This is a genomic window from Streptomyces sp. ITFR-21 (assembly GCF_031844685.1).
Classification (GTDB): Bacteria; Actinomycetota; Actinomycetes; order Streptomycetales; family Streptomycetaceae; genus Actinacidiphila.
The window spans coordinates 3,158,968-3,184,089 of the sequence record NZ_CP134605.1; the positions used below are offsets into that span (position 1 = coordinate 3,158,968).

General features: G+C 73.6%; 22 protein-coding genes. 5 read left to right on the forward strand and 17 right to left on the reverse strand.

The window, feature by feature from the left end; all coding sequences use genetic code 11:
- Window position 1 precedes the first annotated feature (1 nt).
- From RLT57_RS13690 to RLT57_RS13710, 5 genes are all read right to left on the reverse strand, one after another.
- On the reverse strand, window positions 2-1,240 hold the full coding sequence (locus RLT57_RS13690; protein WP_311297668.1) for an ABC transporter substrate-binding protein: 1,239 nt from the start codon (window positions 1,238-1,240) through the stop codon (window positions 2-4).
- 108 nt (window positions 1,241-1,348) lie between these two features.
- Window positions 1,349-2,260, reverse strand: a complete 912-nt coding sequence (locus RLT57_RS13695) for an ABC transporter permease (protein WP_311297669.1) — start codon at window positions 2,258-2,260, stop codon at window positions 1,349-1,351.
- The gene (locus RLT57_RS13700) at window positions 2,257-3,111 is read right to left on the reverse strand and encodes an ABC transporter ATP-binding protein (RefSeq protein WP_311297670.1); all 855 of its coding nucleotides are present in this window, start codon (window positions 3,109-3,111) and stop codon (window positions 2,257-2,259) included. The genes RLT57_RS13695 and RLT57_RS13700 overlap by 4 nt, the downstream gene beginning before the upstream one ends.
- Window positions 3,108-3,647 (reverse strand): 3-isopropylmalate dehydratase, encoded by a 540-nt coding sequence (locus tag RLT57_RS13705; RefSeq protein ID WP_311297671.1) that lies wholly within the window; start codon window positions 3,645-3,647, stop codon window positions 3,108-3,110. The genes RLT57_RS13700 and RLT57_RS13705 overlap by 4 nt, the downstream gene beginning before the upstream one ends.
- Window positions 3,644-4,921 carry an aconitase/3-isopropylmalate dehydratase large subunit family protein gene (locus RLT57_RS13710; protein ID WP_311297672.1) on the reverse strand — a complete coding sequence of 426 codons (1,278 nt, stop codon included), beginning with the start codon at window positions 4,919-4,921 and terminating at the stop codon, window positions 3,644-3,646. Before RLT57_RS13710 ends, RLT57_RS13705 begins: the two co-directional genes overlap by 4 nt.
- A gap of 341 nt (window positions 4,922-5,262) precedes the next feature.
- On the opposite strand from RLT57_RS13710, the gene RLT57_RS13715 reads away from it, so the two are divergent.
- Together RLT57_RS13715 and RLT57_RS13720 are read left to right on the forward strand one after the other, a co-directional pair.
- Window positions 5,263-6,036 (forward strand): SDR family oxidoreductase, encoded by a 774-nt coding sequence (locus tag RLT57_RS13715; protein WP_311297673.1) that lies wholly within the window; start codon window positions 5,263-5,265, stop codon window positions 6,034-6,036.
- Window positions 6,037-6,169: 133 nt separating this feature from the next.
- Window positions 6,170-6,838: a GntR family transcriptional regulator gene (locus RLT57_RS13720; RefSeq protein WP_311297674.1), complete on the forward strand. Its 669-nt coding sequence runs from the start codon at window positions 6,170-6,172 to the stop codon at window positions 6,836-6,838.
- A gap of 24 nt (window positions 6,839-6,862) precedes the next feature.
- On the opposite strand, the gene RLT57_RS13725 is transcribed toward RLT57_RS13720, so the two are convergent.
- Window positions 6,863-7,708, reverse strand: coding sequence for a fumarylacetoacetate hydrolase family protein (locus tag RLT57_RS13725; RefSeq protein WP_311297675.1), 846 nt, complete (start codon window positions 7,706-7,708; stop codon window positions 6,863-6,865).
- A 306-nt stretch (window positions 7,709-8,014) separates the two neighbouring features.
- Between RLT57_RS13725 and RLT57_RS13730 the strand changes: the two genes are divergently transcribed.
- A complete protein-coding gene (locus RLT57_RS13730) occupies window positions 8,015-9,490 on the forward strand; it encodes an aldehyde dehydrogenase family protein (protein WP_311297676.1) in 1,476 nt (491 codons plus the stop codon).
- 218 nt (window positions 9,491-9,708) lie between these two features.
- On the opposite strand, the gene RLT57_RS13735 is transcribed toward RLT57_RS13730, so the two are convergent.
- Window positions 9,709-12,684 (reverse strand): FAD-binding and (Fe-S)-binding domain-containing protein, encoded by a 2,976-nt coding sequence (locus RLT57_RS13735; protein ID WP_311297677.1) that lies wholly within the window; start codon window positions 12,682-12,684, stop codon window positions 9,709-9,711.
- 138 nt (window positions 12,685-12,822) lie between these two features.
- Window positions 12,823-15,342: an FUSC family protein gene (locus tag RLT57_RS13740; RefSeq protein ID WP_311297678.1), complete on the reverse strand. Its 2,520-nt coding sequence runs from the start codon at window positions 15,340-15,342 to the stop codon at window positions 12,823-12,825.
- 156 nt (window positions 15,343-15,498) lie between these two features.
- On the opposite strand from RLT57_RS13740, the gene RLT57_RS13745 reads away from it, so the two are divergent.
- Window positions 15,499-16,050 (forward strand): MarR family winged helix-turn-helix transcriptional regulator, encoded by a 552-nt coding sequence (locus tag RLT57_RS13745; protein WP_311297679.1) that lies wholly within the window; start codon window positions 15,499-15,501, stop codon window positions 16,048-16,050.
- A gap of 136 nt (window positions 16,051-16,186) precedes the next feature.
- Here RLT57_RS13745 and RLT57_RS13750 read toward each other — a convergent pair whose 3' ends face one another.
- The 9 genes from RLT57_RS13750 to RLT57_RS13790 form a co-directional block, all read right to left on the reverse strand.
- The gene (locus RLT57_RS13750) at window positions 16,187-16,441 is read right to left on the reverse strand and encodes an IPT/TIG domain-containing protein (RefSeq protein WP_311297680.1); all 255 of its coding nucleotides are present in this window, start codon (window positions 16,439-16,441) and stop codon (window positions 16,187-16,189) included.
- Between the two features lie 31 nt (window positions 16,442-16,472).
- Complete coding sequence (locus tag RLT57_RS13755) at window positions 16,473-16,928, reverse strand: universal stress protein (RefSeq protein WP_311297681.1); 456 nt, start codon at window positions 16,926-16,928, stop codon at window positions 16,473-16,475.
- 18 nt (window positions 16,929-16,946) lie between these two features.
- Complete coding sequence (locus tag RLT57_RS13760; protein ID WP_311297682.1) at window positions 16,947-18,683, reverse strand: MDR family MFS transporter; 1,737 nt, start codon at window positions 18,681-18,683, stop codon at window positions 16,947-16,949.
- A 243-nt stretch (window positions 18,684-18,926) separates the two neighbouring features.
- Window positions 18,927-19,604: a class I SAM-dependent methyltransferase gene (locus RLT57_RS13765; protein ID WP_311297683.1), complete on the reverse strand. Its 678-nt coding sequence runs from the start codon at window positions 19,602-19,604 to the stop codon at window positions 18,927-18,929.
- Between the two features lie 108 nt (window positions 19,605-19,712).
- Window positions 19,713-20,123 carry a rodlin gene (locus RLT57_RS13770; RefSeq protein WP_311297684.1) on the reverse strand — a complete coding sequence of 137 codons (411 nt, stop codon included), beginning with the start codon at window positions 20,121-20,123 and terminating at the stop codon, window positions 19,713-19,715.
- A 144-nt stretch (window positions 20,124-20,267) separates the two neighbouring features.
- Window positions 20,268-20,648, reverse strand: coding sequence for a hypothetical protein (locus tag RLT57_RS13775; RefSeq protein WP_311297685.1), 381 nt, complete (start codon window positions 20,646-20,648; stop codon window positions 20,268-20,270).
- A gap of 247 nt (window positions 20,649-20,895) precedes the next feature.
- The gene (locus tag RLT57_RS13780) at window positions 20,896-21,672 is read right to left on the reverse strand and encodes a chaplin (protein WP_311297686.1); all 777 of its coding nucleotides are present in this window, start codon (window positions 21,670-21,672) and stop codon (window positions 20,896-20,898) included.
- A 203-nt stretch (window positions 21,673-21,875) separates the two neighbouring features.
- Window positions 21,876-22,115 carry a chaplin gene (locus RLT57_RS13785; RefSeq protein WP_399128625.1) on the reverse strand — a complete coding sequence of 80 codons (240 nt, stop codon included), beginning with the start codon at window positions 22,113-22,115 and terminating at the stop codon, window positions 21,876-21,878.
- Window positions 22,116-22,660: 545 nt separating this feature from the next.
- Window positions 22,661-23,071 (reverse strand): rodlin, encoded by a 411-nt coding sequence (locus RLT57_RS13790; protein WP_311297687.1) that lies wholly within the window; start codon window positions 23,069-23,071, stop codon window positions 22,661-22,663.
- Window positions 23,072-23,469: 398 nt separating this feature from the next.
- Between RLT57_RS13790 and RLT57_RS13795 the strand changes: the two genes are divergently transcribed.
- Window positions 23,470-24,705, forward strand: a complete 1,236-nt coding sequence (locus tag RLT57_RS13795) for a glycosyltransferase family 4 protein (protein ID WP_311297688.1) — start codon at window positions 23,470-23,472, stop codon at window positions 24,703-24,705.
- Window positions 24,706-25,122 lie beyond the last annotated feature (417 nt).

Below are 25,122 nucleotides of genomic sequence, written 5' to 3' on the forward strand. Positions count from 1 at the left end.
GTCACGGCGCGTTCGGCGGGACGGTGGGCAGCTTGACGGTGCCGCTGACACCGGGGATCTTGAAGTCGGCCGCCTGCTGCTTCACCGCCGCGATCTCGGCGTCGGTGAGCTGCGGCACGTCCGCGTTGGAGTAGATCTTGTCCACGTCCACCGACCCGGGGTCCCGGTCCAGCAGGATCTTCAGGTCCTCGGTGAACTCGTCGGGGTTAATCTGCCCGTAGGTGCCGCCGGGGTTGGGGTTCTTGATCAGCTTCTGGCGCAGCAGCAGCGGCAGCGTCAGCGCCTCGATCTGCTTCTCCAGCGACTCACCGGGCTTGCCCAGCGTCGGGTACATCGTGAGCATGATGTAGGCCGCCGCGGCCGGGTTGGTCTCGACGAAGATGTCGCCCTCGGTCGTACAGCGGGCGAACGCCCGGTACTTGGCCTTGTCCTTGGCCATGTCGGCGGAGTTGGCCACCGCCATGATCCCGGAGACGTTCAGGTACGGCGGCTTGCCGTCGTCGGTGGTCAGGAACCTCAGCTTGATGCCGGCCTGCAGGATCGTGCCGAAGCCCACGTCGTAGTAGAAGAGGCCGGCCACTTTGCCGGAGTCCAGCGCCTGCCCGGAGGCGGCGCCGGTGCCGGTGGCGATGATCTTCACCTTGCCCGGGTCCACGCCCTGGGCCTTCAGCAGTGCCTTGAGCGCCGTCGAGCTGCTGTCGGAGAGCACGTCCACGCCGACGGTCCTGCCCTCCAGCTGCTTCAGCGAGGTGATGTCGCTGTCCGGCTTGACCGCCATCCCGTACTTGAACGGGTAGTACAGCTGGTAGAAGGCCGACAGCGGCAGGCTGCCGTCGGAGCCGACGGTCTTGAGCATGTTGAGGTACTGGTCGCTGCCGGGTACGCCGACGTCGACCGCCCCGCGGTGCATCGCCGCCACCAGCTGGGAGGGGTTGGTGGTGACCTCGGTGGAGAACTTGTAGCCGTAGCGCTTGTAGCAGCCGGTGTACTGGCCGATCGCGTAGGTGGCGCTGAACACCGTCACCGCGGGCGACGGGATGCCGACCTTGAGCGACGTGAGCGCGGTGCCGTCGGCGGCCTTCCCACCGCCGCCGGAGCCGCCGGAGCCGCAGGCCGCGGCGGTCAGCGCGACCGCCGAGGCGACGGCCAGCGCCGCGGTCACGCGGCGGCTGCGGCGGTGGCGGCCGGACGGGCTGCCGCCCGCGGCTCCGCGCGGGGCTCTGCCCTCTTCTTTCGACACGGGGAAGCACCTCTCTGTGCTCGGTGGTACGGAAGACATACGGAACGCCGGGGAGCGGGCGACGAGGGCACCGGCCGGCAGGGCGCCGGGCCGGGCCGGGCCGCCGGCTCAGCCGCCCGCGTTGGTGGCGCGGAAGTCCTTGCCGGAGACCGACTCCCAGAACACGACCCGGTAGTGCGCGAAGCGCACGATCGCGTTGAGCAGGAAGCCGACGACGGCCAGGATGATCAGGGTGGCAAAGGTCGCCTGGGTGTCGGAGTTGTTCTGGTACTGCGAGATCAGTACGCCGACGCCCTTCTGCGAGCCGCTCATCTCGGCCAGCACCGCGCCCAGGAAGGCGTAGGTGACGCCGAGTTCGAGGCCGGTGAAGATGCCCGGCAGCGCGCTGAACAGCCGGACCCGGGTGAGCTGCTGCCAGCGGCTGCCGGACAGCGAGCGCACCAGGTCGATCCGGTCCTGGTCGGCGGTCACCACGCCCTGGAGGGTGTTGACCAGCACCGGGAAGAACACGAACAGCACGACCAGGCTGGTCTTGGCGGTCAGCCCGAAGCCGAACCAGGTGGCCAGCAGCGGCACCAGCGCGACCTTGGGCAGGCTCTGTACGGCGACCAGGTACGGGTACAGCAGCCGCTGCACGATGCGGAACTCGCCCGCCGCGATGCCCAGGACGATCCCGGCGCCTCCGCCGATGGCAAAGCCGAGGGCGGTGGCCTCCATGGTGGCGCCCAGTGCCTCCCACAGACCGCCGGGCGCGGACGGGTCGGCCCACACCAGCGAGGTGAAGGCGTGCCAGACGTCCTTGGGCGCCGGGATGATGTACTGCTCCGGGTGGTAGATTTCGATGACGAGCTGCCAGATCACCAGCCCCGCCACGAGGGCCGCGATCAGGTACAGCGCCGACACGCCGAGGCCGCGCGCCTTGCGCAGCCGGCGGCGGCGCAACGCCGAGCGGACCGGGGCCGGCGGCCCGGTGACCGACCCGGCGGCGGGCTGGGCCTTGTCGGCCGTGGTCGCGCTCATGACTCCTCCTGCACGGCGTCGCCTTCGAGGACGTGCCGGATGGTCGCGGTCAGCGCGGCGTCCTCGTCGATCCCCTTGTCGAGGCGACGCGGGCGCTCGGCCTCGGGGACGAACTCGGAGATGATGCGACCGGGCCGGCGCGACATCACCAGGATCCGGTCGGCGAGGAAGACCGCCTCCCCGATGCTGTGGGTCACGAACACCACCGTCTTGCCGGTCGCCAGCCAGATCCGCTGGAGTTCGTCCGACATGCGCTCGCGGGTAAGGGCGTCCAGCGCGGCGAACGGCTCGTCCATCAGCAGCAGGTCGGGGTCGTGGACCAGTGCGCGGGCGATGGAGGCGCGCTGCTGCATGCCGCCGGAGAGCTGCCGCGGGTAGTGCTTCTCGAAGCCGGCCAGGCCGGTCATCTCCAGGAGTTCCATGGCCCGCTGCCGGGCCTTGGTCTTGGACAGGCGCAGGATCCGGGCCGGCAGCATCACGTTCTCTACGATGTTCAGCCACGGCATCAGCGTCGCCGCCTGCGGCACCAGGCCGACCCGGCGTTCGGCCTTGCCGATCGGCCGGCCGCGGAAATCGATCTCGCCGGAGGTCGGTTCGGTCAGCCCGCACAGGATCCGCAGCAGGCTGCTCTTGCCGCAGCCCGAGGGCCCCAGCAGGGCGATGAACTCGCCCTGCTCGATGGACAGGTCGACGTCGCTGAGCGCCTCGACGTAGCTGGCGTCGCGGGACCAGTACCGCAGCGTCATGCCGCGGACGCCGAACTGCTCGTCCGGCGTGTGCTTGACGACGTACCGCGGGATCTCGCCCGAGCCGCTCCCGGGGACCCGGGCGGTGGCGTAGTCGGCGCTCATGCCTGGGTCTCCTGTCCCATGTAGCCTTCGGCCCTGAGCTGGACGTACGCGCCGCCGACGGCGATGGTCTCCAGCAGGGCGGCGGGCATCGCGGCGCCCTGTGCGGCGCGGCCCGTGGCGAGGTTCTCCAGCCGTCCGCTGCCGATGTCGACGCGTACGGTGTCGCCCTCGGTCACCAGGCCGAGGACGCCGGGCAGTTCGAGGGCGGGCATGGCGTAGCTGACGCAGTTGCGGAAGAAGATCTCCGAGATCGACTCGCCGACCAGGGCGACGATGCCGAGCCGGGACAGCAGGGTGACCGCGGGCCGGCTCGACCCGGTGCCGAAGTTCCGGCCGGTGACGAGGATGTCGCCGGGGCGGACCTGCTCGGCCCAGCCGGGCCGCACGGTCTGCAGGACGAGCAGGTCCTGTTCGCGCGGGGCGAGGTCGTATCCCCGGCGCGGCATGATCGCGTCGGTGTTGATGTAGTCCTGCGGCATGACCCAGGCGCGCCCGGTGATGCCACGCACGTCCGTACGGCTGCCCGCGCCGGTCATCGGGCCACCGCCGGACTGAGTGCCTCCAGGTACGGCATCGGGTCGGTGACGTAACCGGTCAGCGCGGAGGCCGCGACGGTCGCGGAGGAGCCCATGTAGATCCGGGCGTCCGCGCTGCCCATCCGGCCCCGGTAGTTGCGGGTGCTGGAGGTAATGCAGGTCTCCCCGGGGCCGAGCACGCCCATGTGGCCGCCCGAGCAGGCCCCGCAGGTGGAGGTGGTGACCAGCGCGCCGGCCTCGACGAGAGTCGCCACGTAGCCGGCCTTGACCGCCTCCAGGTACACCGACTGCGAGGCCGGGGTGACCAGGAAGCGCACATGGTCGGCGATCCGGCGGCCGCGCACGATGTCCGCGGCGATCTTGATGTCGGAGAGTTTGCCGTTGGCACAGGAGCCGACGAACGCCTGGTCGACGCGCACCCGCTGGTCCCCGACCTCGGCGGCGGACCTGACGTTCCCGTTCATCGCGTCGGGCAGCGCCACCGAGGGGCGGACCTGGCCGAGGTCGACGGTGTGGACGGCGGCGTACTCCGCGTCCGGGTCGCTGGACACCGGGGTGTACGGCCGGTCGGTGACGGTGGACACGTAGTCGAGGATGAGCTGGTCGGCGGGCATCATCACGAAGTTGGCGTTGAGCTCGGTGCACATCGTGGACAGGGTGGCCCGGTCGTCGAGCGACAGCGTGGCCAGCCCGTCGCCGGCGAACTCGACGTCGTGCCCTTCCTGGCTGCCGAAGTTCTGCGCGATGTACAGGAAGACGTCCTTGCCGTACGTGCCGTACGGCAGCCGGCCCTCCAGCCGGAACAGCACCGTGGGGGAGACCTTGTACCAGGTGCGGCCGGTACAGACGAGCTGCACGATGTCGGCCATCCCCAGCCCCCGGGCGGCGGAGTTGAGCACCCCGGCCGCGCTGGTGTGCGAGTCGTTGCAGGCGATCAGCTGACCGGGCAGCGCGAGCCGCTGTTCCAGGATGATCTGGTGCTCGATGCCACCGCGGCCGACGTCGGAGAAGTACTTGAACCCGAGCCGCTCGGTGTGCTCACGGGCCCGTTTGTGGGCGGTGGCGGCCTTCACGGTGGGCGCGGGAACCGCGTGGTCCAGCAGCACCGCGACCCGCTCCGGGTGGGCGACCTTGAGCAGGTCGTCGGGCAGCCGCTCGGCGGCCTTGTAGAAGACGCTGTCCGCCATCACGACGAGGTCGACCTCGGTCACGACCAACTGGCCGGGCGTGACCGTCCGCTCGCCGCTGTGCGCGGCCAGAACCTTGTGCGCCATGGTCATTCCCATAGATCAACCTCTCGAACGCGCCGGAAAGCATCACATCGGTCGGATCAGGACGGGATGCGGCGACCGGAAGGCCGGCCGCGTGGCCCGGCCCCCGCCGGAGCGGCCTGCGCACTCCCCCGCCGACCGGAGCCGGATGGCCGAAACCGTTCGGACCATCTCGGATTCCATATCTGATGTCTGGTACGCTAAGCGCGATCACACAAGGTCGTCAAGACTCAAAGTCATCTCAGGACAAGAGCCGGCAATCTCCCCGTAACCGGTGAGGCCGGCCGGTGGCGACCGCCAGGGAGCAACCGGCTGATGTCCGGGGGCAGAACGGGAGGGTCCGGATGGATTTGGGACTCAAGGGCCGGGTGGCCCTGGTGTGCGCCTCGACCGGCGGCCTCGGCCTGGCGAGCGCGCAGGCGCTGGCCGAGGAGGGCGCCGCCGTGGCGGTCACCGGCCGCCGGGCCGAGCGGGCCGCCGGCATCGCCGCCGGCCTGGGGCACGCGGTCGGCATCGGGGTGGACCTCACCGCGCCGGACGCCGCGGACACCCTGGTGGACACGGTCACCGCCGCCCTCGGCCCGGTGGACGTCCTGGTCCTCAACGGCCCCGGCCCCGCGCCCGGGACCGCCGCCGACCTGGAGCCCGAGGACATGGTGCGGGCCGTCACCCGGCTCGCCGCCGGCCATGTCGCCCTAGTCCGCCGCGTACTGCCCGGTATGCGGGAGCGCGGCTGGGGCCGGATCGTGGCCATCGGTTCCAGCGGGGTGGCCGCGCCGATCCCCGGCCTGGTCTCCTCCAACGCCGGCCGCGCCGCACTGGCCGGCTACCTCAAGACGCTGGCGGGCGAGGTGGCCGCGGACGGGGTCACCGTCAACCTGGCGCTGCCGGGCCGCATCGCCACCGACCGGGTGGCGTTCCTCGACCGCGAGCAGGCCGAGCGCACCGGCCGCGGCGCCGACGAGGTGCGGGCGGCGGCCGAGACGGCGATTCCCGCCGGCAGGTATGGCAGGCCCGACGAGTTCGGTACGCTCGTAGCCTTTCTCAGCAGCACCCGCGCCTCATACATCACCGGCTCGGCCGTCCGCTGCGACGGCGGGCTGATCAGCGGTCTCTGAGGTGGCACCCCCGGCCACCCCGCCGAGGACCCCGCCAGGTCCCGGCCGCGGCGTACCGGCACCGAGCACCGGCTTCGTGGCCGCAGGAGGCCGCGAAGCAGCCCGAACAACAGTGGAGGAGCGTCGAAACACCATGACCACTACGGCGGTCCAGCCGGTCGGCCTGCGGCCGCAGAGCCTGACAGAGATCGCGTTCGACCGGATCCGGGACGCGATCGTGAACCGGACCCTGCAGCCCGGTACCCGGATCAGCGAGTCGATGCTGAGCGAGATGCTGCAGACCAGCAAGACGCCGGTACGCGAGGCGCTGCTGCGGCTGTGCCACGTAGGGCTGGTCGAGCCCACCACCCGCGGTCTGCGGGTGATCATGCCCAACCGGGACCTGATCCGGGACGCCTACGAACTGCGCAGCGGCCTGGAGGGCAGCGCGGCCCGTACCGCGGCGGCCCGCGCCGACACCGCGCAGCGGCAGGCCATCGTGAGCGCGGCGAAGAACTCGCTGGACTCCGCGCGTTCCCAGGACGCGGCGGGATTCGGCCAATGGGACACCAGCTTCCACAGCGTGGTGGCGCAGTCGACCGGCAACCGGCTGCTGGCCAAGGCGGTCGACGAGTCGCTGGTACTCGCCTTCACGCTGCGCTCACGCGATGTGCTGACCCTGGACGACTCGGTGCACTGCGGACAGCAGCACGTGGACATCGCCAAGGCCATCAAGGCCGGTGACGCGGAGGCGGCGGCGCGGGGGATGCACGACCACATCGCGCAGGTGATGGCCACCGTGCTGGCGGCGGCGGACCGGTAGCCGTCCGCCGCCGGACGACCTCGGTCAGCCCGACACCGGATTGCTGAGCACCCCGATGCCGGCGATCCGGCACTCGGCGGTGTCGCCGTCCGCGATCACCGCGGCGCCGGGGGTGCCCGAGGAGATGATGTCGCCCGGGTAGAGCGGCATCACCCGGCTGTGGAAGCTGACCAGGAACTCCGGGCCGAAGATCATGTCGGCCACGGCGCCGGACCGCCACACCTCGCCGTTGCGCACGGTGGCCACCTCGATCGCGGCGAGCGAGCCGAACCGGGCCAGCACCTCGCCGATCGGGGTGATGCCGGGACCGAAGGAGAAGAAGCCCGGGAAGTTCTTGGACCGGGTGAGGAACCGCGGGTTGCGCTGCAAAATGTCCTCGGCGGTCTGGTCGAGCACCGGGCAGACGCCCCACAGCCGGGCGACCGCGTCCTGCTCGGCCACGTCGCGGGTGTACGAGCCGATGACCAGGCCGAGTTCGGCCTCCGCGGTGACCCGGTGGCTCTGCCGGGGCAGTGGGATCGGTTCACCCGGGCCGATCACGGTGTGGTCCGCCTTGATGAAGGACGCCGGCTCGTCGGGGTACCCGGCGCCCAGATCGTCGGCGTGCGCACGGTAGTTGAGCCCGATGCCCCAGATCTTGTGCGGTCGGCGGTACGGCGCGGTCAGCGCATGGCCGGCGGTCGGCGAGAAGCGGTCCGCTGGCGTCGCGGCCACCCGCTCGACGAACCGGTCCGGCGGCACCGACGCCAGTACGTCCAGGACCCCGCCTTCGATCGGCTCGGTGAGATCGGTCAGCCGGACCAGGCCGCGCGGCGGGTCGAGAGCGACCGCGACGTCCAGGCCGCTCTCGCGGATGGTGGCCAACTGCATTGGGTGAACCCCCTGTTGAGCCGAGTTGCACGGGACAGCACCGGGCCGCGGGACTGCGCCGAAGCGCGCACGGCCGGCACCGGTGAGCCGCCGGAGCGGCGCGCGGCGGCCGGGTCGCGGCCGGTGCGGGCGAGCCGTCCGGCGGCCCCACAACGATCACTATACGCCATACCAGATATCAACTATACGAGATACGATACTGCGTGGGCCGCCACTTCTCCCGCCGGCCCGTCCAGCGCCGACCCGCCGGGAGGCACCCGCGCCCGCCCGTGAGAGGGCGGTTCCCCGTTGAGAGAGAGATCGCCGATGACGGCAGACGTTCCGACTTCGATCCCCGGCAGCACCGCGCTGCTCCAGCACCGCATCGGTGACCGCCTCCTGGGGGAACCCGCGGCGGAACGGCGCAATCCGGCACGGCCGGACGACGTGGTGGCCGCGGCCCCCGACGGTGACGCCGACACCGTGGACCAGGCGGTGGAGGCCGCCGGCCGCGCCCAGCCCGGCTGGGCCGCGCTGCCCGCGCCGGCCCGGGGCGCGGTCCTGCTGCGGGCCGGCGACCTCATGTCCGCCCGGCGCGACCGGATCACCGCCGACCTGGTCCGTGAGGAGGGCAAGACCTGGGCCGAGGCGTACGGCGAAGTCGGCCGCGCCATCGAGATCCTGCGGTTCTACGGCGGCGAGGGCTGGCGCGGGCGCGGGGAGTTGGTGCCGGCCGGCACCGCGCGCACCATGGCGTACACCCGCCGCGAACCGCTGGGCGTCGTCGGCGTCATCACGCCCTGGAACTTCCCGATCGCCATCCCCGCCTGGAAGACCGCTCCCGCGCTGATCTCCGGCAACGCGGTGGTGCTCAAGCCCGCCGGGCTGACACCGCTGTCCGCCTGGCACCTGGCCCAGGCGCTCTCCGACGCGGGGTTGCCGCCGGGAGTCCTCAACCTCGTCTACGGGCCCGGCGGTTCGGTCGGCGGTGCGATCGCCCGCCACCGGGGCCTGGCCGCCGTGTCGTTCACCGGTTCCAACGACGTGGGCCGCCTGATCGAGCGGCAGGTCCAGGAGCGCGGCGCCCGGATCCTGCTGGAGATGGGCGGAAAGAACCCGCTGGTCGTGCTGGACGACGCCGATCCCGAAGTTGCCGCCTCGATCGCCGCACAGAGCGGCTTCGGCGTCACGGGCCAGGCGTGCACCGCCACCAGCCGGGTCATCTGCACCCCCGGCATCCACGACCGGCTGGTGGCAGCGCTGGCCGCGCAGGCGGCGCGCTACCGGCCCGGCGACGGCCTGGACCGGAGCGTGCTGATGGGGCCGGTGGTCAGCGCCTCGCAGATGCGCTCCGACCTGGAGTGGCTGCGCATCGCCGCGGAGGAGGGCGCGCAGGCCGTGGTGGCGGGCGGACAGTCCGGCGCCGCCGGGCAGTTCCTCGACCCCACGGTGCTGGTCGGCGTCAAGCCGTCGCACCGGGTGGCCCAGGAGGAGGTCTTCGGCCCGGTGGTGAGCGTGCTCGCCGCCGACAACCCCGACCAGGCGGTGGACATCGCCAACGACATCCCGTTCGGCCTTTCCGCGGGCATCGTCACCAACGACCTGCGGCAGGCACACCGTTTCATCGAGCGCATCCAGGCGGGCATCGTCAAGGTCAACCGGCCCACGAGCGGCGTCGACCCCAACGTGCCCTTCGGCGGGGTGAAGGAGTCCTCCACCAACACGTACCGCGAACAGGGCGCGGGGGCCACGGACTTCTACACCTGGACGAAGTCGGTGTATCTGGGATTCGACGAGGGATGAGCCCCGGCCGGGCGTAAGACCCGTCGGAGGGCCCGTGTTCCCGGGGTGCGAACCCGCGGGGCCGGCCCTCCGGCGGACCGCGCGACCTCCGCGGGGCCCTGGTCCCGCGGCACCCGAAGCACCCGCGGCCGGCCGGTGGTGAGCGCCCGGCCGGCCGCGGGGACGACGGTCCCCGGCACCGAGCCCGGCGCGGCCGGCGGCGGTTCGGGGTCCGGGGGCTACCGCGCGGGGTCCGCCGGAGCCGACGCCGGCAGGCGGGACGCCAGGAGTTGGGCCAGGTGGGTGCCCGGGAGGCCGGCCAGCTGGTCGAGTTGGGTGCGGCAGGAGAAGCCGTCGGCGAGCACCACCGCGTCCTGTCCCGCCGCCCGGACCGCGGGCAGCAGCGCGGTCTCGGCGACGGCCACCGACACCTCGTAGTGACCCTTCTCCACGCCGAAGTTGCCGGCCAGGCCGCAGCAGCCGCCGACCGCGTCCACCTCGGCGCCGCCGTCGCGCAGCAGCGCCGCGTCCGCGTCCCAGCCGAGCACCGCGTGCTGGTGGCAGTGCGGTTGGGCCACGCCGCGCACCCCGGTGAGGTCCGGCGGGGTCCAGCCCGGAGTGGCGGTGAGGAGTTCGGCCAGCGTGCGGGTGGCCGTGGCGGCGCGGACCGCCCGCGGGTCGTCCGGCAGCAGCTCGGTCAGCTCGCCGCGCAGCACCGCCGTGCAGGACGGCTCCAGCCCGACGATCGGCCAGCCGGCCGCCAGCGCCGGCTCCAGCGCGTCCAGGGTCTGCCGCAACCGGGCCTTGGCGCCGTCGAGCTGGCCGGTGGAGATCCAGGTCAGGCCGCAGCAGACCTCACGGCCGGTGAGCCGTACGTCGTAGCCCGCGTGCTCCAGCACCCGTACCGCGGCCCGCCCGACCTCCGGTGCGAAGTGGTCGGTGAAGGTGTCCGCCCACAGCAGCACCGGTGGCCGGGCGGCGCCCCCCGGAGCGGGCCGGTCGCCGAACCACTGCCGGAACGTCCGGGTGGCGAAGCGCGGCAGCGGGCGCCGCGCGTCGATGCCGCCGCCGCGCTTGGCCAGCGCCGCCACCGCGCCGATGCCGAGCACCGCGTTGACCAGCCGGGGCGCACGGGCCGAGAGCCGGGCCCAGCGCGGCAGCCAGCCGAGGGCGTAGTGCGCGGCGGGCCGCAGCCGGCCGCGGTAACGCTGGTGCAGGGCCTCCGCCTTGTAGGTGGCCATGTCCACCCCGGCCGGGCAGTCGCTGGCGCAGCCCTTGCAGGACAGGCACAGGTCCAGCGACTCGGCGATCTCCGGCGACCGCCAACCGCTGTCCACCAAAGTGCCGTTGGCCAACTCCTGGAGGACCCGGGCCCGGCCGCGGGTGGAGTCCTTCTCGTCCCGCGTCGCCAGGTACGACGGGCACATCACGCCGCCCGAACCCGTACCGTCCGCACGGCACTTGCCGACACCGACGCAGCGGTGCACCGCGGTGGAGAAGTCACCGCGGTCGTGCGGGTAGGCGAAGGCGAGCGGGCCGGGCGGCGCCTTCGCGGCGGCCAGCCGCAGGTCGGCGTCCACCGGGCGGGGGCGGACGATGACACCGGGGTTGAGCACGTCGCCGGGGTCGAAGAGGTGCTTGACGGCGGCCAGCGTGTCCAGCGCCTGCGGCGAGTACATGTGGTGGAGCAGCGCGCCGCGGGCCCGGCCGTCGCCGTGCTCGCCGGACACCGAGCCGCCGTACCGGCCGGCCAGCGCCGCCGCCGCGTCCATGAAGTCCCGGAAGCGGGCGGGCTCTTCGGCCAGCGGGAAGTCGATCCGCACATGCAGGCAGCCGTCGCCGAAGTGGCCGTACATCAGTCCGTCCAAGCCGAACCCGCCCATAAGCGAAGTGAGTTCGCGCATGTACGGGCCCAGCCGCCCAGGCGGTACCGCGGAGTCCTCCCAGCCGGGCCAGGCCGGTGCGCCGGCCGGGGTACGGCCGCCGAGGCCGGCGCCGTCCTCCCGGATCCGCCACAGCGCGCGGGCCGCGGCGCCGGTGACCACCGCGGCGTCCAGACAGCCCGCGTCGGCGGCCAGCCGGCGGGCCGCCGCCACCGCCTCGGCCGCGCTGTCCCCCGCGGTCTCGGCGAAGATCCAGCCGCCGCCGCGCGGCAGGACGTCCGGCACCGCCGCCTGCCCGCGCCGGGCCCGCAGCACGTCGACCAGCTGGTTGCTCATGCCCTCCAGGGCGACCGGCCGGTGCGGCAGCAGGGCCGGTACGGCGTCGGCGGCGGTGGCCATGTCCGGGTAGCCGAGCACGGCCATCGCGGTGTGCGGGGGCGCCTGGACCAGCCGGACGGTGGCCTGGAGCAGCAGCGCGAGGGTGCCTTCGGTGCCGACGAGGAACTTCGCCAGGTCGCCGCCGTTCTCCGGCAGCAGGTGTTCCACGGAGTAGCCGGAGACCTGGCGGGTGAAGCGGCCGAACTCGGTGCGGATCAGGGCGAGCCGGTTGCGGACCAGGGCGTCGAGCCCGGCCAGCAGCTCCGCCTCCGGCCGCCCTGGCCCGCCCCCGCGCGGCCCGGCGCCGCTGAGGCCGCCCATGCCCGGTGCGCCCCCGCCCGGCCCGCCCACGCCGCCGCTCGGGGCGGCCCCGTCCGAACCGGCGCCCCCCAGCCCGCCGCGTCCCAGCCGCCGGGCGGTGAACCGGACGCCGCCGCCGGTCACCACGTCCAGCTCCACCGTGTTGTCGGCGCTGCGGCCGTACGCCAGCGCCCGCGCCCCGCAGGCGTTGTTGCCCAGCGAGCCGCCGATCGTGGCGCGCGCGTGCGTCGACGGGTCCGGCCCGAACCGCAGTCCGTACGGGGCCGCCGCCGCGCTGATCGCGTCCAGTACCGCCCCGGGCTGCACCACGGCGGTCCGCGCCCGCGGGTCGACCTCCAGCACCCGGTTCATGTGCCGGGAGAAGTCGAGCACGACGCCTTCGCCCACCGCGTTCCCGGCGATCGACGTGCCGGCGCCCCGCGCGGTCAGCGGTACGCCGAGGCTCCGGCACACCTCCAGGACGGCCGGCACCTCGTCGGCCTCGCGCGGGAAGACCACGGCGCGCGGGACCACCCGGTAGTTGGAGGCGTCCGTCCCGTACTCGGCCCGCCGCCGGACACCGGCCTCCACCTCGCCGGCCCCGGCCCGCCGCAGTGCCGCGACCAGCCCCTCGTCCGCCCTGCCAGCCGCCACGGCCACCCTCCGGGTCTGATACCTGCGGATACAGCAATACAGCAGACACCATATCTCATGTACGAACGAAGAGGGCCGACGCAACACACCGGCCGGGCGGTGGGCACCGCCCGGCCGGACAACAGCGCACGGCAGACCTCAGCCGCGCCACCGCGCCGGGTCCGCGGCGGGCTCGGCGGGGGCCGGCGGGCCACCGCCGGAGGTGACCACACGGGACGGGGCGGACGGTGCGGGACGGTCCGTCGGGGTCTGGACGGCCAGCTCGCGGAGCAGTTGGCGCAGCCGGAGCAGTGGGCGGGTGACCGGCGGCAGGAGCGTGCCGGGGTCGGGCAGCCGGGTCAGCAGCGCCGCGTCGGCGGCGCGCAGGGCGCGGTCCACCTCGGGAGCGGGCCGGCTCTGCGGGGCGGGGCTCAGCGCGAGGGCGGTGGCCGCGTCGGCGAGCGATCGGCTGGCAGCGGCCAGGTGCGGGGCGCCCGCCAGCCCCGGCGCGCGACGCGGGCCGAGCGCCAGCGCCCGGATCTGCCGGGTGGCGGCAGCGTACAGGGTGAGCCGGTGCCGAACCAGCCGCGGATCGTTCCCCCAGACCAGCGGCCGAGTCAACGGCCTTGCGACCAGGGCGAGTTGCTGCAAACGGTGGTCCACCACCCGAATCAGCCCCGCCAGGTCGCTCCCGGCGCCGCCCGCGGCCGCGGCACTGCCCGGCGGGACACCACCGCCGAGGTCCGCGCCCCCCGCGGCCCGCCCGGCGACCGGGCCGCCGTCCGCGCGGCCGGCCTCCCCGCCGCCGCTCCCCGCGGCCCCTCCCCCCGCGCTTTCCTCCGCTCCCCGCTCCAGCCGGACCGCGCAGGCCCGCAGCAGTTCGGCCAGCGCGGCGTAGTAGCTGCTCCGGGCGCTGTTGACGGTGTCCCGGGTGCTGGTCGGCAGTACCACCAGCGCCACCACGATCCCTATGGCCGCTCCGATCGCGGTCTCCTCCAACCGCAGCATCAGCAACGACGCGGAGAACACGTGCAGTTCGCTGTACAGCTGCGACACCATGATCGTGACGAAGAAGATCATCGCCGCGTAGGAGACGGTGACCAGGTAGAACCCGCAGGTCATGCTGAGCACGACGACCGCGAGGATCCAGTACGTGTGCCCGGCGGTCAGGTGCGCCAGCCCGATCCCCGCGCCGAGCCCGACCAGGGTGCCGGCGACCCGGTTGGCCGCCTTGATGAAGGTCTCGGACCGGGTGGCCGTACCGGTGAAGGCGATGAACGCGGCCAGCACCGCCCAGTAGTAGCGCGCCTGCGACAGCTCCCGCCCGGCCAGGATCGCCAGCGCGCCGGCCACCGCGACCTGGACGGCCTGGCGGGTGGTGAACGACAGTCCGCCGGCCGGGTTCCAGCGGCTGCGGGCCGGCACACCGCCGGCCACGACCGCCGCGGAGCCGGGCAGCAGGCCCAGCGCGAGCCGCACCGCCGGCTCGAAGTCCTCCTCGTCACGCTCCCCGTCCCCGTCGGCGGTGCCGGGATCGGCGTAGGTGCCGGCCCGCCGGGCCAGTACCGCGAACTCCCAGGCAGCGGTGGCCAGATGGTGCGCCAGGCAGTCGATGTCCCGGATCCCGCCGCCGTCCGGGGCCGAGGAGCCCGCGGCCGCGGCGGTCGGCGACGACGGGCCGCCGTCGGCCCAGGAGGCGAACTCCGCGTCCAGGTCCTGGTGGTCGGCCTCCCCCGCCAGGAGCGCCCGCGCCTCCCGCTCGGCCGCCGGGTAGTCGCTGCCGGCCAGGTACCCGGCGATCCGGGCCGCTTCCGCCATGTGCCGGGCGTCCGTCCCGGCCATGCCCTCGACCGCGGTGGCCATCGCGTCGATCGCCAGGTGCACGTCCAGCGCCCGCCGCCGTACAGCCGCCGCCGGCATGCCGGGCGGCAGCGCGCCGGGCGCCGCGGACCAGCCCTCTATCACCAAGGCCGTCTCGGCGAGCCGCAGTTGCCGCGAGTGCAGGGTGCGCCGCAGCCGTGCCTGACGCCGTACGTCGCACGGATCGGCCGCCAGCAGGTCGGCGCAGGCCCGCGCCACCGAGCGGGCCCGGGCGTTGAAGGCCCGCCGGACCCGGGCCAGGGTGCGCTGCGGGTTGGTCCGCAGCAGCGTCGTGGCGAGCAGCAGCACCCAGACCACCGCGAGGCACACCGCGCCCAGCAGTGCGGGGAGTTGGTTGATCCGGGCGTTGAGGAAGGCGGCGAAGAAGTAGCCCATCCAGATCATGAACCCGTAGAAGAAGAACGCGGGCCCGAACCGGCGGATGAAGACGGCGACGAACATCACGGCCACGAACACCGCGAGCATCCAGTCGGTGTGCCCGGCCACCGCGACGCCGACCAGCATGCCGGCGCCGATGGCGACCGGGAAGAAGAGGGCGGTCCGGATCTTCGGCCAGGCCGCCGAGCCGTCGGTGAGGGCCATCGAACCCATCATGGCCATGACCGTGCCGAGCATCATCGCGACCATGGTGCCCTGCGGGCCGCGGTCGGTGAGCCTGCCGTACCCGTATTCCAGGCCCAGGGTGGTGGCCATCGCCAGCCCGGCGGACGACGCGGTGCGGAAGCGCTGCAGTCCGGGGTCGGAACCCACCACCCGGTCCCAGGTCTCGGATATCCAGCCGGTCGCCGCCATCGCCATCCAGTGCCCTCCTCGGACGTCCGGCCGGGCAATCACCGGTATGATGCCGACATTAACATGCGTCTGCATGGGACGTACACGGAGTACTGGCGTTCGAAGCCACTCGGGTACCGTGCGCGACAGGCGCCCCACGGGTGACGACGGCAGGGAGCGGGCGTGGACGGCGACCACACGGCGCTTGAGGTGATCGAGCACCAGCAGGCGGTGCTGGTCCGCAACTTCGAACTGCTCCACCGGCGCAGCGACGTCCACGCCGATCTGGACCGCGCCGAGTACCTGCTGCTGCGGATGCTCGCCGAGCACGGGTCCCAGGACATCAACTCGCTGGCCGCCCTGCTCGGCCTGGACCCCTCCACGGCCGGGCGCCAGGTCACCTCGCTGCGGCGCCAGGGGCTGGTCGCGGGCGCCCCCGCGCCCGCCGACCGCCGCCGCAGCGTCATCACCCCCACGCCGGCCGGCCTGCGCCGGATGGAGGGCGTCCGCGCCCGCCGGGCCGAGAACCTCGCCCACCTCCTCGCGGGCTGGTCCGAGTCGGACCTCCGCGCCCTCGGCGTGATGTTCGCCAAGTACAACGGCGCCGTGGCCGCCAGATACCTCACGGGCGCCACCGCCCCGGCCCGGCCCACGCCCGTCCCTGAACCCGGCACGGGGGCGGGCCGGGGCTCGGCCAGCGCCGACGCTGACGTCAGCGCCGACGTCAGCGGATGACGGTGCCGTTGTTGATGTCGCCGAGGTCGAGGGTGAACAGGCCGCCGCCGCGGACGAGGAGGCAGAAGCTGGTGGGCGGCGTGGGCGGCGTGGGGGCCGGCGGGTCCGCCGCCGCCCACCGGGCCGTGCGGGACGGTCAGGTGCCGGGGCAGGCCCCATAGGTGTAGCCGTCCGCGGCGGTCGCGCTGCCCGCGTCGTTGGTCACGACGACATCGACGGAACCGGCCGTCCCGGACGGGGTGACGGCCGTCACCGCGGTGTCCGAGATCACCGTGAACGGCGCCGGATTGCCGTCGAAGGTGACCGCGTTGGTGCTGGTGAAAGCGGTGCCGGTCACGGTCACGGCCGTACCGTCGGACGCCGGGCCGGACGCCGGAGCGGCTCCGGTCACCGTCGGGGCGGCCCCGAGTCGGCCGGGCGCCCTACGGCACGACGGTCACCGGCCACTTCCCGCACTTGACCAGCCGCACCCCCGCCGAGCCGAAGAGCCGGTGCCACAGCCCTCTGGACGAGCCGACCACCACCGCGTCGGCCCGGAACTCGTCGGCGGTCCGGGTGATGCCCGCGACCGCGTCGGCGTCCCGCAGCGCGTGGAACTCCCAGCGCAGCGACCGCAGGTCGACCGAGCAGGCGAGCCCCGCCCGCACCCGGCGGCGGAGCTCGTCGGCCACCGCCAGGTCGCCCTCGGCGAGCATCCAGGCGACGCCCGCCATGAGGGCGGCCGGGTGGTTGGGCAGCACATGGACGAGGACGAGCAGGGCGTCCTGCCGGCGGGCGAGGCCGACCGCGTACGCGGCGGCACGCCAGGAGGAGTCCGAGCCGTCCACCCCGGCCACGATTACCCGGCCGCCGTCGCCCGGGATCCGGTCGAAACCCACGACGATACGACGGTCGTACTACGAGGCCGGTCCGGCGGCGGATTCACCCGCGGCCGGCCCACCCGCGGCCGGCCCACCGGCAGCCGGCCCGCCCGCGGCGGGTCCCTCGGCTGCGGGCTCCGGCTCCTCCGCGAAGGCCGCGGCGGTGGTCCGCAGCGGCACCTCCTTGATCAGCGTGGAGAGCACCAGCGCGATCACCAGCACCGCCGCGCCGACCAGGAAGGCCACGTCGATGGCGTCGGTGAAGCCGACCTTGAAGGGATGGCCGAGGACCGGGTCGATGCGGTTCAGGAACGAGGTGTCGTTGAGGGTGCCGGAGCCGCCGGAGGACGCCGAGGTGAGCATCTTGAGCTGGTCCGGGTGGGACTTGGCGGCCTGCTGGAACGCCTGGCCGCCGCGGGCGTCGGCGAAGGCGGCGCCGATCTTGTCGCCGACCACCGAGTAGACGATCGACAGGAACACCGCGACGCCGAGCGTGCCGCCCATCTGGCGGAAGAACGTGGTCGAGGAGGTGGCCACGCCGATGTCCCGGGGCGGCACCGCGTTCTGCATGGCCAGCACGATGGTCTGCATGTTCAGACCGAGGCCGGCGCCGACCACGAACATGGCCAGGTCGACATAGAGCAGACCGCTGTCCGCCTCCAGCCGCCAGAGCATCAGCATCCCGGCCACCAGCAGGACGCAGCCGATGATCGGGAAGACCTTGTAGCGGCCGGTCCTGGAGGTGATCTGGCCGGAGACCATCGACAGGGCCATGATGCCGAGCACCAGCGGAAGCGTGAGCAGGCCCGCCCGGGTCGGGGAGTTGCCCTTGACCAGCTGGAGGTAGAGCGGCAGCAGCGTGATGCCGCCGAACATGCCGACGCCGATGATCGCGGACTGGGCCGAGCCGAGCGCGAACACGCCGTTGCGGAACAGCCGCATCGGCAGCAGCGCCTCGTCGCCCGCCCGGCGCTCGGCGAACAGGAAGCCGGCGACGCCGATCGCGCCGACCACGTAGCAGGCCAGCGCGGTGCCGCTGCCCCAGCCCCACTCGCGGCCCTGTTCGGCGACGATGAGCAGCGGCACCAGCGAGACGATCAGCGCCACCGCGCCGGCGTAGTCGATCCGGTGCGCCCGCCGGTCCTGCTTCACGTGCAGCACCCGGGCGACCACGACGAGCGCGAGGACGCCGATCGGCACGTTGATCAGGAAGATCCACCGCCAGCCGTCGATACCCAGCAGCTGGTCCTGCCCGGCGAGCGCGCCGCCGACGACCGGACCGAGCACGCTGGAGGTACCGAAGACGGCCATGAAGTAGCCCTGGTACTTGGCCCGTTCGCGCGGCGGGATGATGTCGCCGACGATCGCCAGGGCGAGCGAGAACAGCCCGCCGGCGCCGATGCCCTGGAAGGCGCGGAACGCGGCCAGCATGTACATCGACGTCGACAGCATGCACAGCGCCGAGCCGGCGATGAACACCGCGATGGCGAACAGGAAGAACGGCTTGCGGCCGTACTGGTCGGACAGCTTGCCGTACAGCGGCGTCGCGATGGTCGAGGTGATCAGGAACGACGTGGTCACCCACGCCTGCGCGGTGAGGCCGTTGAGGCTTTCGCCGATCTTGTAGATGGCCGTCGAGACGACCGTCTGGTCCAGCGCGGCCAGGAACATGCCCAGCAGCAGCCCCGACAGGATGATCATGATCTGACGGTGCGAGTACGCCGCCGGTGGTATCGCGGTGCCGGTCGAGGCGGCATCTGCCTGGGCGCTCATGAGGATCGTCCTCCCGGATCTTTGTTTGCCCTGGGCAACATACCTGCCGAGCAGCGGGAGGGGCAGCCGCAGGTCAGTACGCATCCCGCGGATAGCGCTTGTCCGCGGCGCGCGGCTTTACGTCTCCGGCCGCCGACTTCCCGCCCGCGCCACCGTGGGTGGCCGCGGTGTCACGCGGCGCCGGGGCGGCCGGACCGGCGCGGGCCGGTGAGCGGGCCGATGAGCGGACGGGCGGACCGGCGGCTACGGCAGGTTCGCCAGCAGCACCGGCGAGCCCTGGTGGACCGGCCGCCCCCGCAGGTGGCCGTACCGCTCCTCCCGGGCGCCGTCGGCCAGGTCCCGGCGCAGGTGCGCGTCGAACCGGGCCGGTACGGCGTCGTCGTCCACGAAGCTCCAGGCCGAACACGCCTGCCGGGCGCCGGGGTCGAGCAGCAGCTCGGGACGGGCGTAGTACGTTTCGTTGAAGCCGTCGGTGCGGTCGGCGGGGATCGGCACCGGACGCACGGTCGTACGGCCGCCGAGCGCCGCGGCCAGTGCGGCGGTCGGAGGGTAGCGGCGGGCCTCGGCGTCGAGCACCTCGGGCGCGTACGCGTACAGCCAGAAGTCCCGTACCCGGTCCGGGTCGCAGGTCAGGACGAGCACCGGGCCGCGCGCCACCCGCCGCATCTCGCGCAGCCCGGCCGCCGGGTCGCTCCGCTGGTGCACGGTGAAGGTGGTCATCGCCGCGTCCAACGCGCCGTCGGTGAACGGGAGCCGTTCGGCCACGGCGTCGATCGCCCGCGGGAGTTCCGGCGACCGCTGGGCCCGCATCGCGGCCGACGGCTCCACCGGGGTCACCTCCCGGCCGGCGAACTCGTAGGACCGGGCGCCCGCGCCGACGTTGACCACCGTCCTGGCGTCGCCGAGCGCGTCCCCGATCACCCGGCCGATCCGGCCGACCGGCGGCCGGCCGAGCCCGGGAACGCCGAACGGGCCGTCGGCGGGGAGGGAGGCCGGCGGCCCGCGTCAGGGCGGCTGTCAGGGCTGGGGTCAGCCGTTGGCGGCGCCGTTCCCGGACAGGACCGGGATGTTGTCCAGGATGTGCGACAGCGGCTCGTCGCCCTTGGCCTGGGTGGAGTTCTCCGCGCACTGCTGGTTCTGCGGCGAGGCGAGCACGTTGACGTCCTGCACGGTGATCGGGATCAGACCGATCAGCGAACCGACGTTGGCCTTGACCGGCAGACCGATGCAGGGCTTGTTCAGGGTGCCCTGGATCAGGCCGATCTGCGGGCTCTCGGTGCCGCTGGTGTAGGTGTTGCCGTACGCCTGCGCCGCGCCGTTGCCGTTCACGGTGGTGGTGCCCTGGTCGTTGCCGATGGCCATGGCCTGCGGGGCGGCGGTGGCGCCGACGGCCACGACCGAGGCGGCGAGAGCAGCACCGGCGAGCATCTTCTTGATCATTGTCGTCCCTTGTGTGTGTCTGGTGGCACGGTTGTGGAAGGTGAGAGCGATCTGATCAACCGCTCTCGAGGGGTTTGGTTCCGGCTTTTCACTCCGATGGCCCAGGCCCGAAGCGCCGGGCAGGGCCGGAAGCACGAGGGCGGCTCAGTGGCCGAGGGCGCCGAGGGGGAGGCCACCGAGCAGCGAGGCACCGGGCACGGCGCCGGCCACGGTCGACAGCGCGCCGCTCTTCGCCGCCGCGGCGGTCTGGCCGAGCAGCGAGTCGGCCGAGGTCTGCCGGCTGACGTTCTGGACCGTCCCGGTCAGCTTGTCCAGCACGCCGCCGACCGCGGTCTCGTCCACGGCCCGCTGCAGCGGCTGCGTGCTGAGCGCCTGGTCGACCCCGCCGTTGACGCTGGTGGGCATGGCCGACATGGTGTCGGCGAAAGTGCCGCCGGTGAGAGAGCCGTCGGCAAAGGCGGGGGCGGCCATGCCGACCGCCATCACGGAACCGGCCACGGCCGCTGCAACCTTCGAGTACTTCATTGGCCACCCTTTCAGTAGCTGACGCCGAAGTGCTCGGCAGTCTTTACGGAATGGACAACGACCACGGGGAACAACGGAAACGACGAGTAAATCAGCCGGCCGACAATCACCCGAACGTGAGGAATCGCGGCGGATCCTGCTATGAGTTCGCCGCGCTCCGCCGTGCCGTACCGCCGCCGGGCACGGCGAAGCAGCACCACGGCAGGGCGACGCCGTGGCACCACGGCGTCCGTCGGGCGGGGAGTGCCTAGCGGGTGCGTCCCGCGTGGGCCGGGCGCGTACCGCGCCGGTAGAGCATCGCGCCGCCGAGCAGCAGCGCCGCGCTGGTGGCGCCGGCCGCCCCGATCCGCCGGGCGTCGGCGCCCGTCTCGGCGAGCTGTGCGGCCGGCCGCGGAGCCGGAATCCAGGCCGCGGGCGGCACGTCGGGCGTCCCGGTGTGCGGCGCGCGGTGCGTGTCCGGCGGGGCCGCGTGACCCGGGGGCACCGGCGGCGGCGCGGCGATCGAGGACGCCTGCCCGGTGTCGGCGCAGGAGTTCCCCATCGCCGGGTTCAGCACTCCCACCGGGTCCACGGTGTTCCCGCACACGTTCACCGGCACGTGCACCGGGACGTCGACCGCGTTGCCGGAGAGCACGCCGGGCGAACCGGTGGCCGTGCCACCGACCGTGTGGCCCTGGTATTGGTCCGGGTCACCGGATCCGTGTCCGTACCCGGATTCCGCCCCGGTGTCCGAACCGGGCAGGGGTCCGGAATGGGCTCCGGAAAGGGAATGCGCGCCGAGCGACGCATGGGCGCAGTGGTTGCCGAAGGCGGGGTTGCCGACGCCGGCGACGTCCACGGTGTTGCCGCAGACGTTCACCGGTACGTCGACCGGGGCCTGGACACTGTTGCCGGACAGCACGCCCGGCGAACCGGACGCGGCGCCCTCCGCCGTGCTGTCGGCGCTCGCGTACCCCGCCGCAGCGGCGAGGATGCTGCTCGCGGCGGCGACGGTGAGCAGGCTCCGGTTCAGGATCTGTCGCATCGACTCTTCTTTCTCCCCATCTGTAGCGATCTGTCGTGGTCTGTCGTGGTCTGTCGCGGCCAGCAGTCGGTCAGCGGTCAATCAGCGGCCGGGCGGCCAGCCGTCAGCGCGGCTCCGCGGCCCGCTGAGACGCACCGCCCCGGGGCGCGGTGGGCGCTCCGGGGCGGTACCTGTTCAGGACCTCGCGGTCCGACAGGCCGACGTCACAGGCTGGCGTTGGTGCCGCTGTTGCCGAACGCCGGATTGAGCAGGCCGATGACGTTGATGGTGTTCCCCGTCACGTTCACCGGCACGTGTACCGGGACCTGGACGACGTTGCCGGACAGCACGCCCGGGGAGTGGGCGGCGACGGCGCCGGCGCCGGAGTCGGCGAACGCGGGGGCGGCGACGCCGGTCGCGATCAGCGTGCCGGCGGCGACGGCCGCGACCTTCGAGAACTTCACGGTTGGCTCCTTTTCGGTGGGCGGCGTCTGCATTACCGCCACGGACTTCGCGGCGGCCGGTCACGTATTCCGTGCCCTGGCCGCGCTTCGACCGGTTAACGACCGCTGCTCGCCGAAAGCAACTCCCGGGCCTGGCCCGTTCCGTACGATCCACCCGAATGGACCCGGATGGCCGAGCACGCGGGTGACCCGGCGGACCCGCCGCGCGGGCCGGAGAACCGCGGCCCGCGGCGTTCGCCACGGCCGGACCTGCCCCGCGCCCGCCCGCGGAAGCAACCGCGAAGACGGTCGCGAAGACGGCGGGGAAGGCGGTCGCGAAGACGGCGGGGAAAACAGTCGGGAAAGCAGCCGGCGGAACGGCCGGGAATTCCCGCCGGAGCGGCGTGTGCGGAAATCCCCGGAATACCTCCAGGGGGTCGGCCGGACACTCCCGGGGGCGGGACGGTCCGGCCCCGTCCCGCCCCGGGGAGTGCCTCGACCCCGGCCGCCCGCCGCGTGCGGGGGCGGGGCCGGGGCTGCGAAGGACCGCGGCGCGGCGGACCGGATCAGCTGTTGGCGGCGCCGTTCCCGGACAGGATCGGGATGTTGTCCAGCAGGTGGGACAGCGGCTCGTCGCCCTTGGCCTGGGTGGAGTTCTCCACGCACTGCTGGTTCTGCGGCGAGGACAGGACGTTGATGTCCTGGACGCTGATCGGCACCAGGCCGATGAGCGAGCCGAGGTTGGCCTTGGCCGGCAGGGCGATGCAGGGCTTGTTGAGCGAGCCCTGGATCAGCGCGAACGACGGGCTCATGTAGCCGCTGGTGTACGTGTTGCCGTACGCCTGCCCAGCGCCGTTGCCGTTGGCGGTGGTGGTACCGGTCGAGTCGCCGATGGCCATCGCCTGCGGGGCGACGGTCGCGGAGACGCCCGCGATGGAGGCGGCGACTGCGGCCGTTGCGAGGATCTTCTTGAGCACGGTTGGTCCTTCTGGAGAGAGTCACCCCACTGGGCGAGGGGCGTTCTGCCCAACAGCGCCGGCGCCGATTGGTAATGATCCTTCACTCGAATGGACAAAGGCGGCGCGGCACACTGGGCACAACCGGCGGATGAGTGATACACGCGTACTTATGTTGACGAACCGTCAACATCGATCGTGCGATCGTCATAAGAAATCCGACCTGGTCAACGGCCCGCGCGCCTTACGTGATTCGCACCGCCGCGTCTGCCAGCGTGCATTGCGGTTTCGTGGGGATTACCTGACAGGCATGGGATTCGTTGACCGCACGCAGCCGCTGATCGGCGTCCGATCACGCGGCGGCGGAACTTGACCGGACTTCGGCTGGTCCGGGTTGCCGAGAGAGAGAACGGCGCGCGATGCCGCAACACCAGTACGAACTCGCCGGGCTGACGGTGCTCCACATGACGCAGCCGGTCGAGGGCGGCGTCGCGCGCGTCGTCATGGACCTGGTGCGTGCCCAGGTCGGTGCCGGAGCGCGGGTCGTCGTCGCGTCCCCCTCGGAGCCGCCGGGGCGGCCGGACCGCCCCGGACCGGCGGGGACGCCCGGAGCACCCGGAGCACCCGGTCCGCTCGCCGCCGCCGTCACCGCGGCCGGCGCCGAGCCCGTACGGTGGCCCGCGCGCCGCTCCCCCGGCCCCGCGCTGGCCCGCGAGGTCGCCGCCGCCGGCCGCGTGCTGCGGGCCGCCCGCCCCGACCTGCTCCACCTGCACAGCGCCAAGGCCGGGCTGGCCGGCCGGCTCGCCGCCCGGGGCGCGCTGCCCACCGTCTTCCAACCGCACGCCTGGTCCTTCGAGGCCGTCACCGGCCCGGCCGCCGGGGCCGCGCTGCGCTGGGAGCGGTACGCCGCCGCGCGCTGGACCGACCTCGTGCTGTGCGTCAGCGAGGCGGAGCGCGCGACCGGCCGCCGGCAGGGCGTCCGGGCGGACTGGGCGGTGGTGCCCAACGGCGTGGACACCGCCCGCTTCGCGCCCGCCGCCGACCGGGCCGCGGTACGCGCCGCCCTGCCCGCCCTCTGCGGCCTCGCGCCCGGCGCCCCGCTGGTGGTGTGCGTCGGGCGGCTCTGCCCGCAGAAGGGCCAGGACGTGCTGCTGCGCGCCTGGCCCGATGTCGCCGCCCGGCTGCCGGGCGCCCGGCTCGCGCTGGTCGGCGACGGTCCCGACCGCGACCGCCTGTTCCGGGACGCGCCCCCCGGCGTCCTGCTCGCCGGGGCGAGCGCCGACCCGGGGCCCTGGTACCAGGCCGCCGACGTGGTGGTCCAGCCGTCGCGCTGGGAGGGCATGGCGCTCGCCCCGCTGGAGGCGATGGCCTGCGGGCGGCCGGTGGTGCTCACCGACGTGGCCGGCGCGCGGGAGAGCCTGCCGCCCGCCGACACGGCCGGCTGCGTCGTCCCGGTGGCGGACCCGCCCGCCCTGGCCGCCGCCCTGCTGCGGCTGCTGACCGATCCGCGGCTGCGTACCGCCGCCGGAGCCCGCGCGCTCGGCCGGGTCCGGGACCGCCACGACGTACGAAGGGCCGCGGCCGAGGTAGCCGCCCTGTACGGCGCGCTGCTCGCCCTCCCCCGCCCGTACGCCGTGGAGAGGGTCCCGCGATGACACCGTCCACGCCCCGCGTCCCCCGTCCGCCGTCCCCCGACTCCGGTACAGGCGGTACAGGCGGTACAGGCGGCACGGCCGCGGCGGGCGGCGGGAGCGGCGCGGGTGGCGCAAACGGAAAGGGCGGCGGAAGCGGTACCGGCGCCGGGAGCGGGCGCGCCCCGGCGCCCGGCCTGGGCACGACGGCACGCGGCCACGGCGCGGCCCCGCTGCCCGCGCCGCAGAAGCAGACCCACGACCGGGACGAGGGGCCCGCTTCCGGGCAGCACCCCGGTGAGCCGCACCCGCGGCCCGAGCCGCAGACCCCCGCCCCTGCCCCTGCCCAGCCGCAGGCTTTCGTCCACGCCCAGCAGCAGGCCCCCGCACGCGCCCGGCCCGGCGCCCGGACCCGGGCCGAGCCGCGGCGGACGTCGTCCC

Bases quoted from the DNA above. Each gene is read 5' to 3' on its own strand.
- RLT57_RS13695 (WP_311297669.1), bottom strand. From the start codon at position 2,260: ATGAGCGCGACCACGGCCGACAAGGCCCAGCCCGCCGCCGGGTCGGTC.
- RLT57_RS13700 (WP_311297670.1), bottom strand. From the start codon at position 3,111: ATGAGCGCCGACTACGCCACCGCCCGGGTCCCCGGGAGCGGCTCGGGC.
- RLT57_RS13705 (WP_311297671.1), bottom strand. From the start codon at position 3,647: ATGACCGGCGCGGGCAGCCGTACGGACGTGCGTGGCATCACCGGGCGC.
- RLT57_RS13710 (WP_311297672.1), bottom strand. From the start codon at position 4,921: ATGGCGCACAAGGTTCTGGCCGCGCACAGCGGCGAGCGGACGGTCACG.
- RLT57_RS13715 (WP_311297673.1), top strand. From the start codon at position 5,263: ATGGATTTGGGACTCAAGGGCCGGGTGGCCCTGGTGTGCGCCTCGACC.
- RLT57_RS13720 (WP_311297674.1), top strand. From the start codon at position 6,170: ATGACCACTACGGCGGTCCAGCCGGTCGGCCTGCGGCCGCAGAGCCTG.
- RLT57_RS13725 (WP_311297675.1), bottom strand. From the start codon at position 7,708: ATGCAGTTGGCCACCATCCGCGAGAGCGGCCTGGACGTCGCGGTCGCT.
- RLT57_RS13730 (WP_311297676.1), top strand. From the start codon at position 8,015: ATGACGGCAGACGTTCCGACTTCGATCCCCGGCAGCACCGCGCTGCTC.
- RLT57_RS13740 (WP_311297678.1), bottom strand. From the start codon at position 15,342: ATGGCGATGGCGGCGACCGGCTGGATATCCGAGACCTGGGACCGGGTG.
- RLT57_RS13760 (WP_311297682.1), bottom strand. From the start codon at position 18,683: ATGAGCGCCCAGGCAGATGCCGCCTCGACCGGCACCGCGATACCACCG.
- RLT57_RS13770 (WP_311297684.1), bottom strand. From the start codon at position 20,123: ATGATCAAGAAGATGCTCGCCGGTGCTGCTCTCGCCGCCTCGGTCGTG.
- RLT57_RS13775 (WP_311297685.1), bottom strand. From the start codon at position 20,648: ATGAAGTACTCGAAGGTTGCAGCGGCCGTGGCCGGTTCCGTGATGGCG.
- RLT57_RS13780 (WP_311297686.1), bottom strand. From the start codon at position 21,672: ATGCGACAGATCCTGAACCGGAGCCTGCTCACCGTCGCCGCCGCGAGC.
- RLT57_RS13795 (WP_311297688.1), top strand. From the start codon at position 23,470: ATGCCGCAACACCAGTACGAACTCGCCGGGCTGACGGTGCTCCACATG.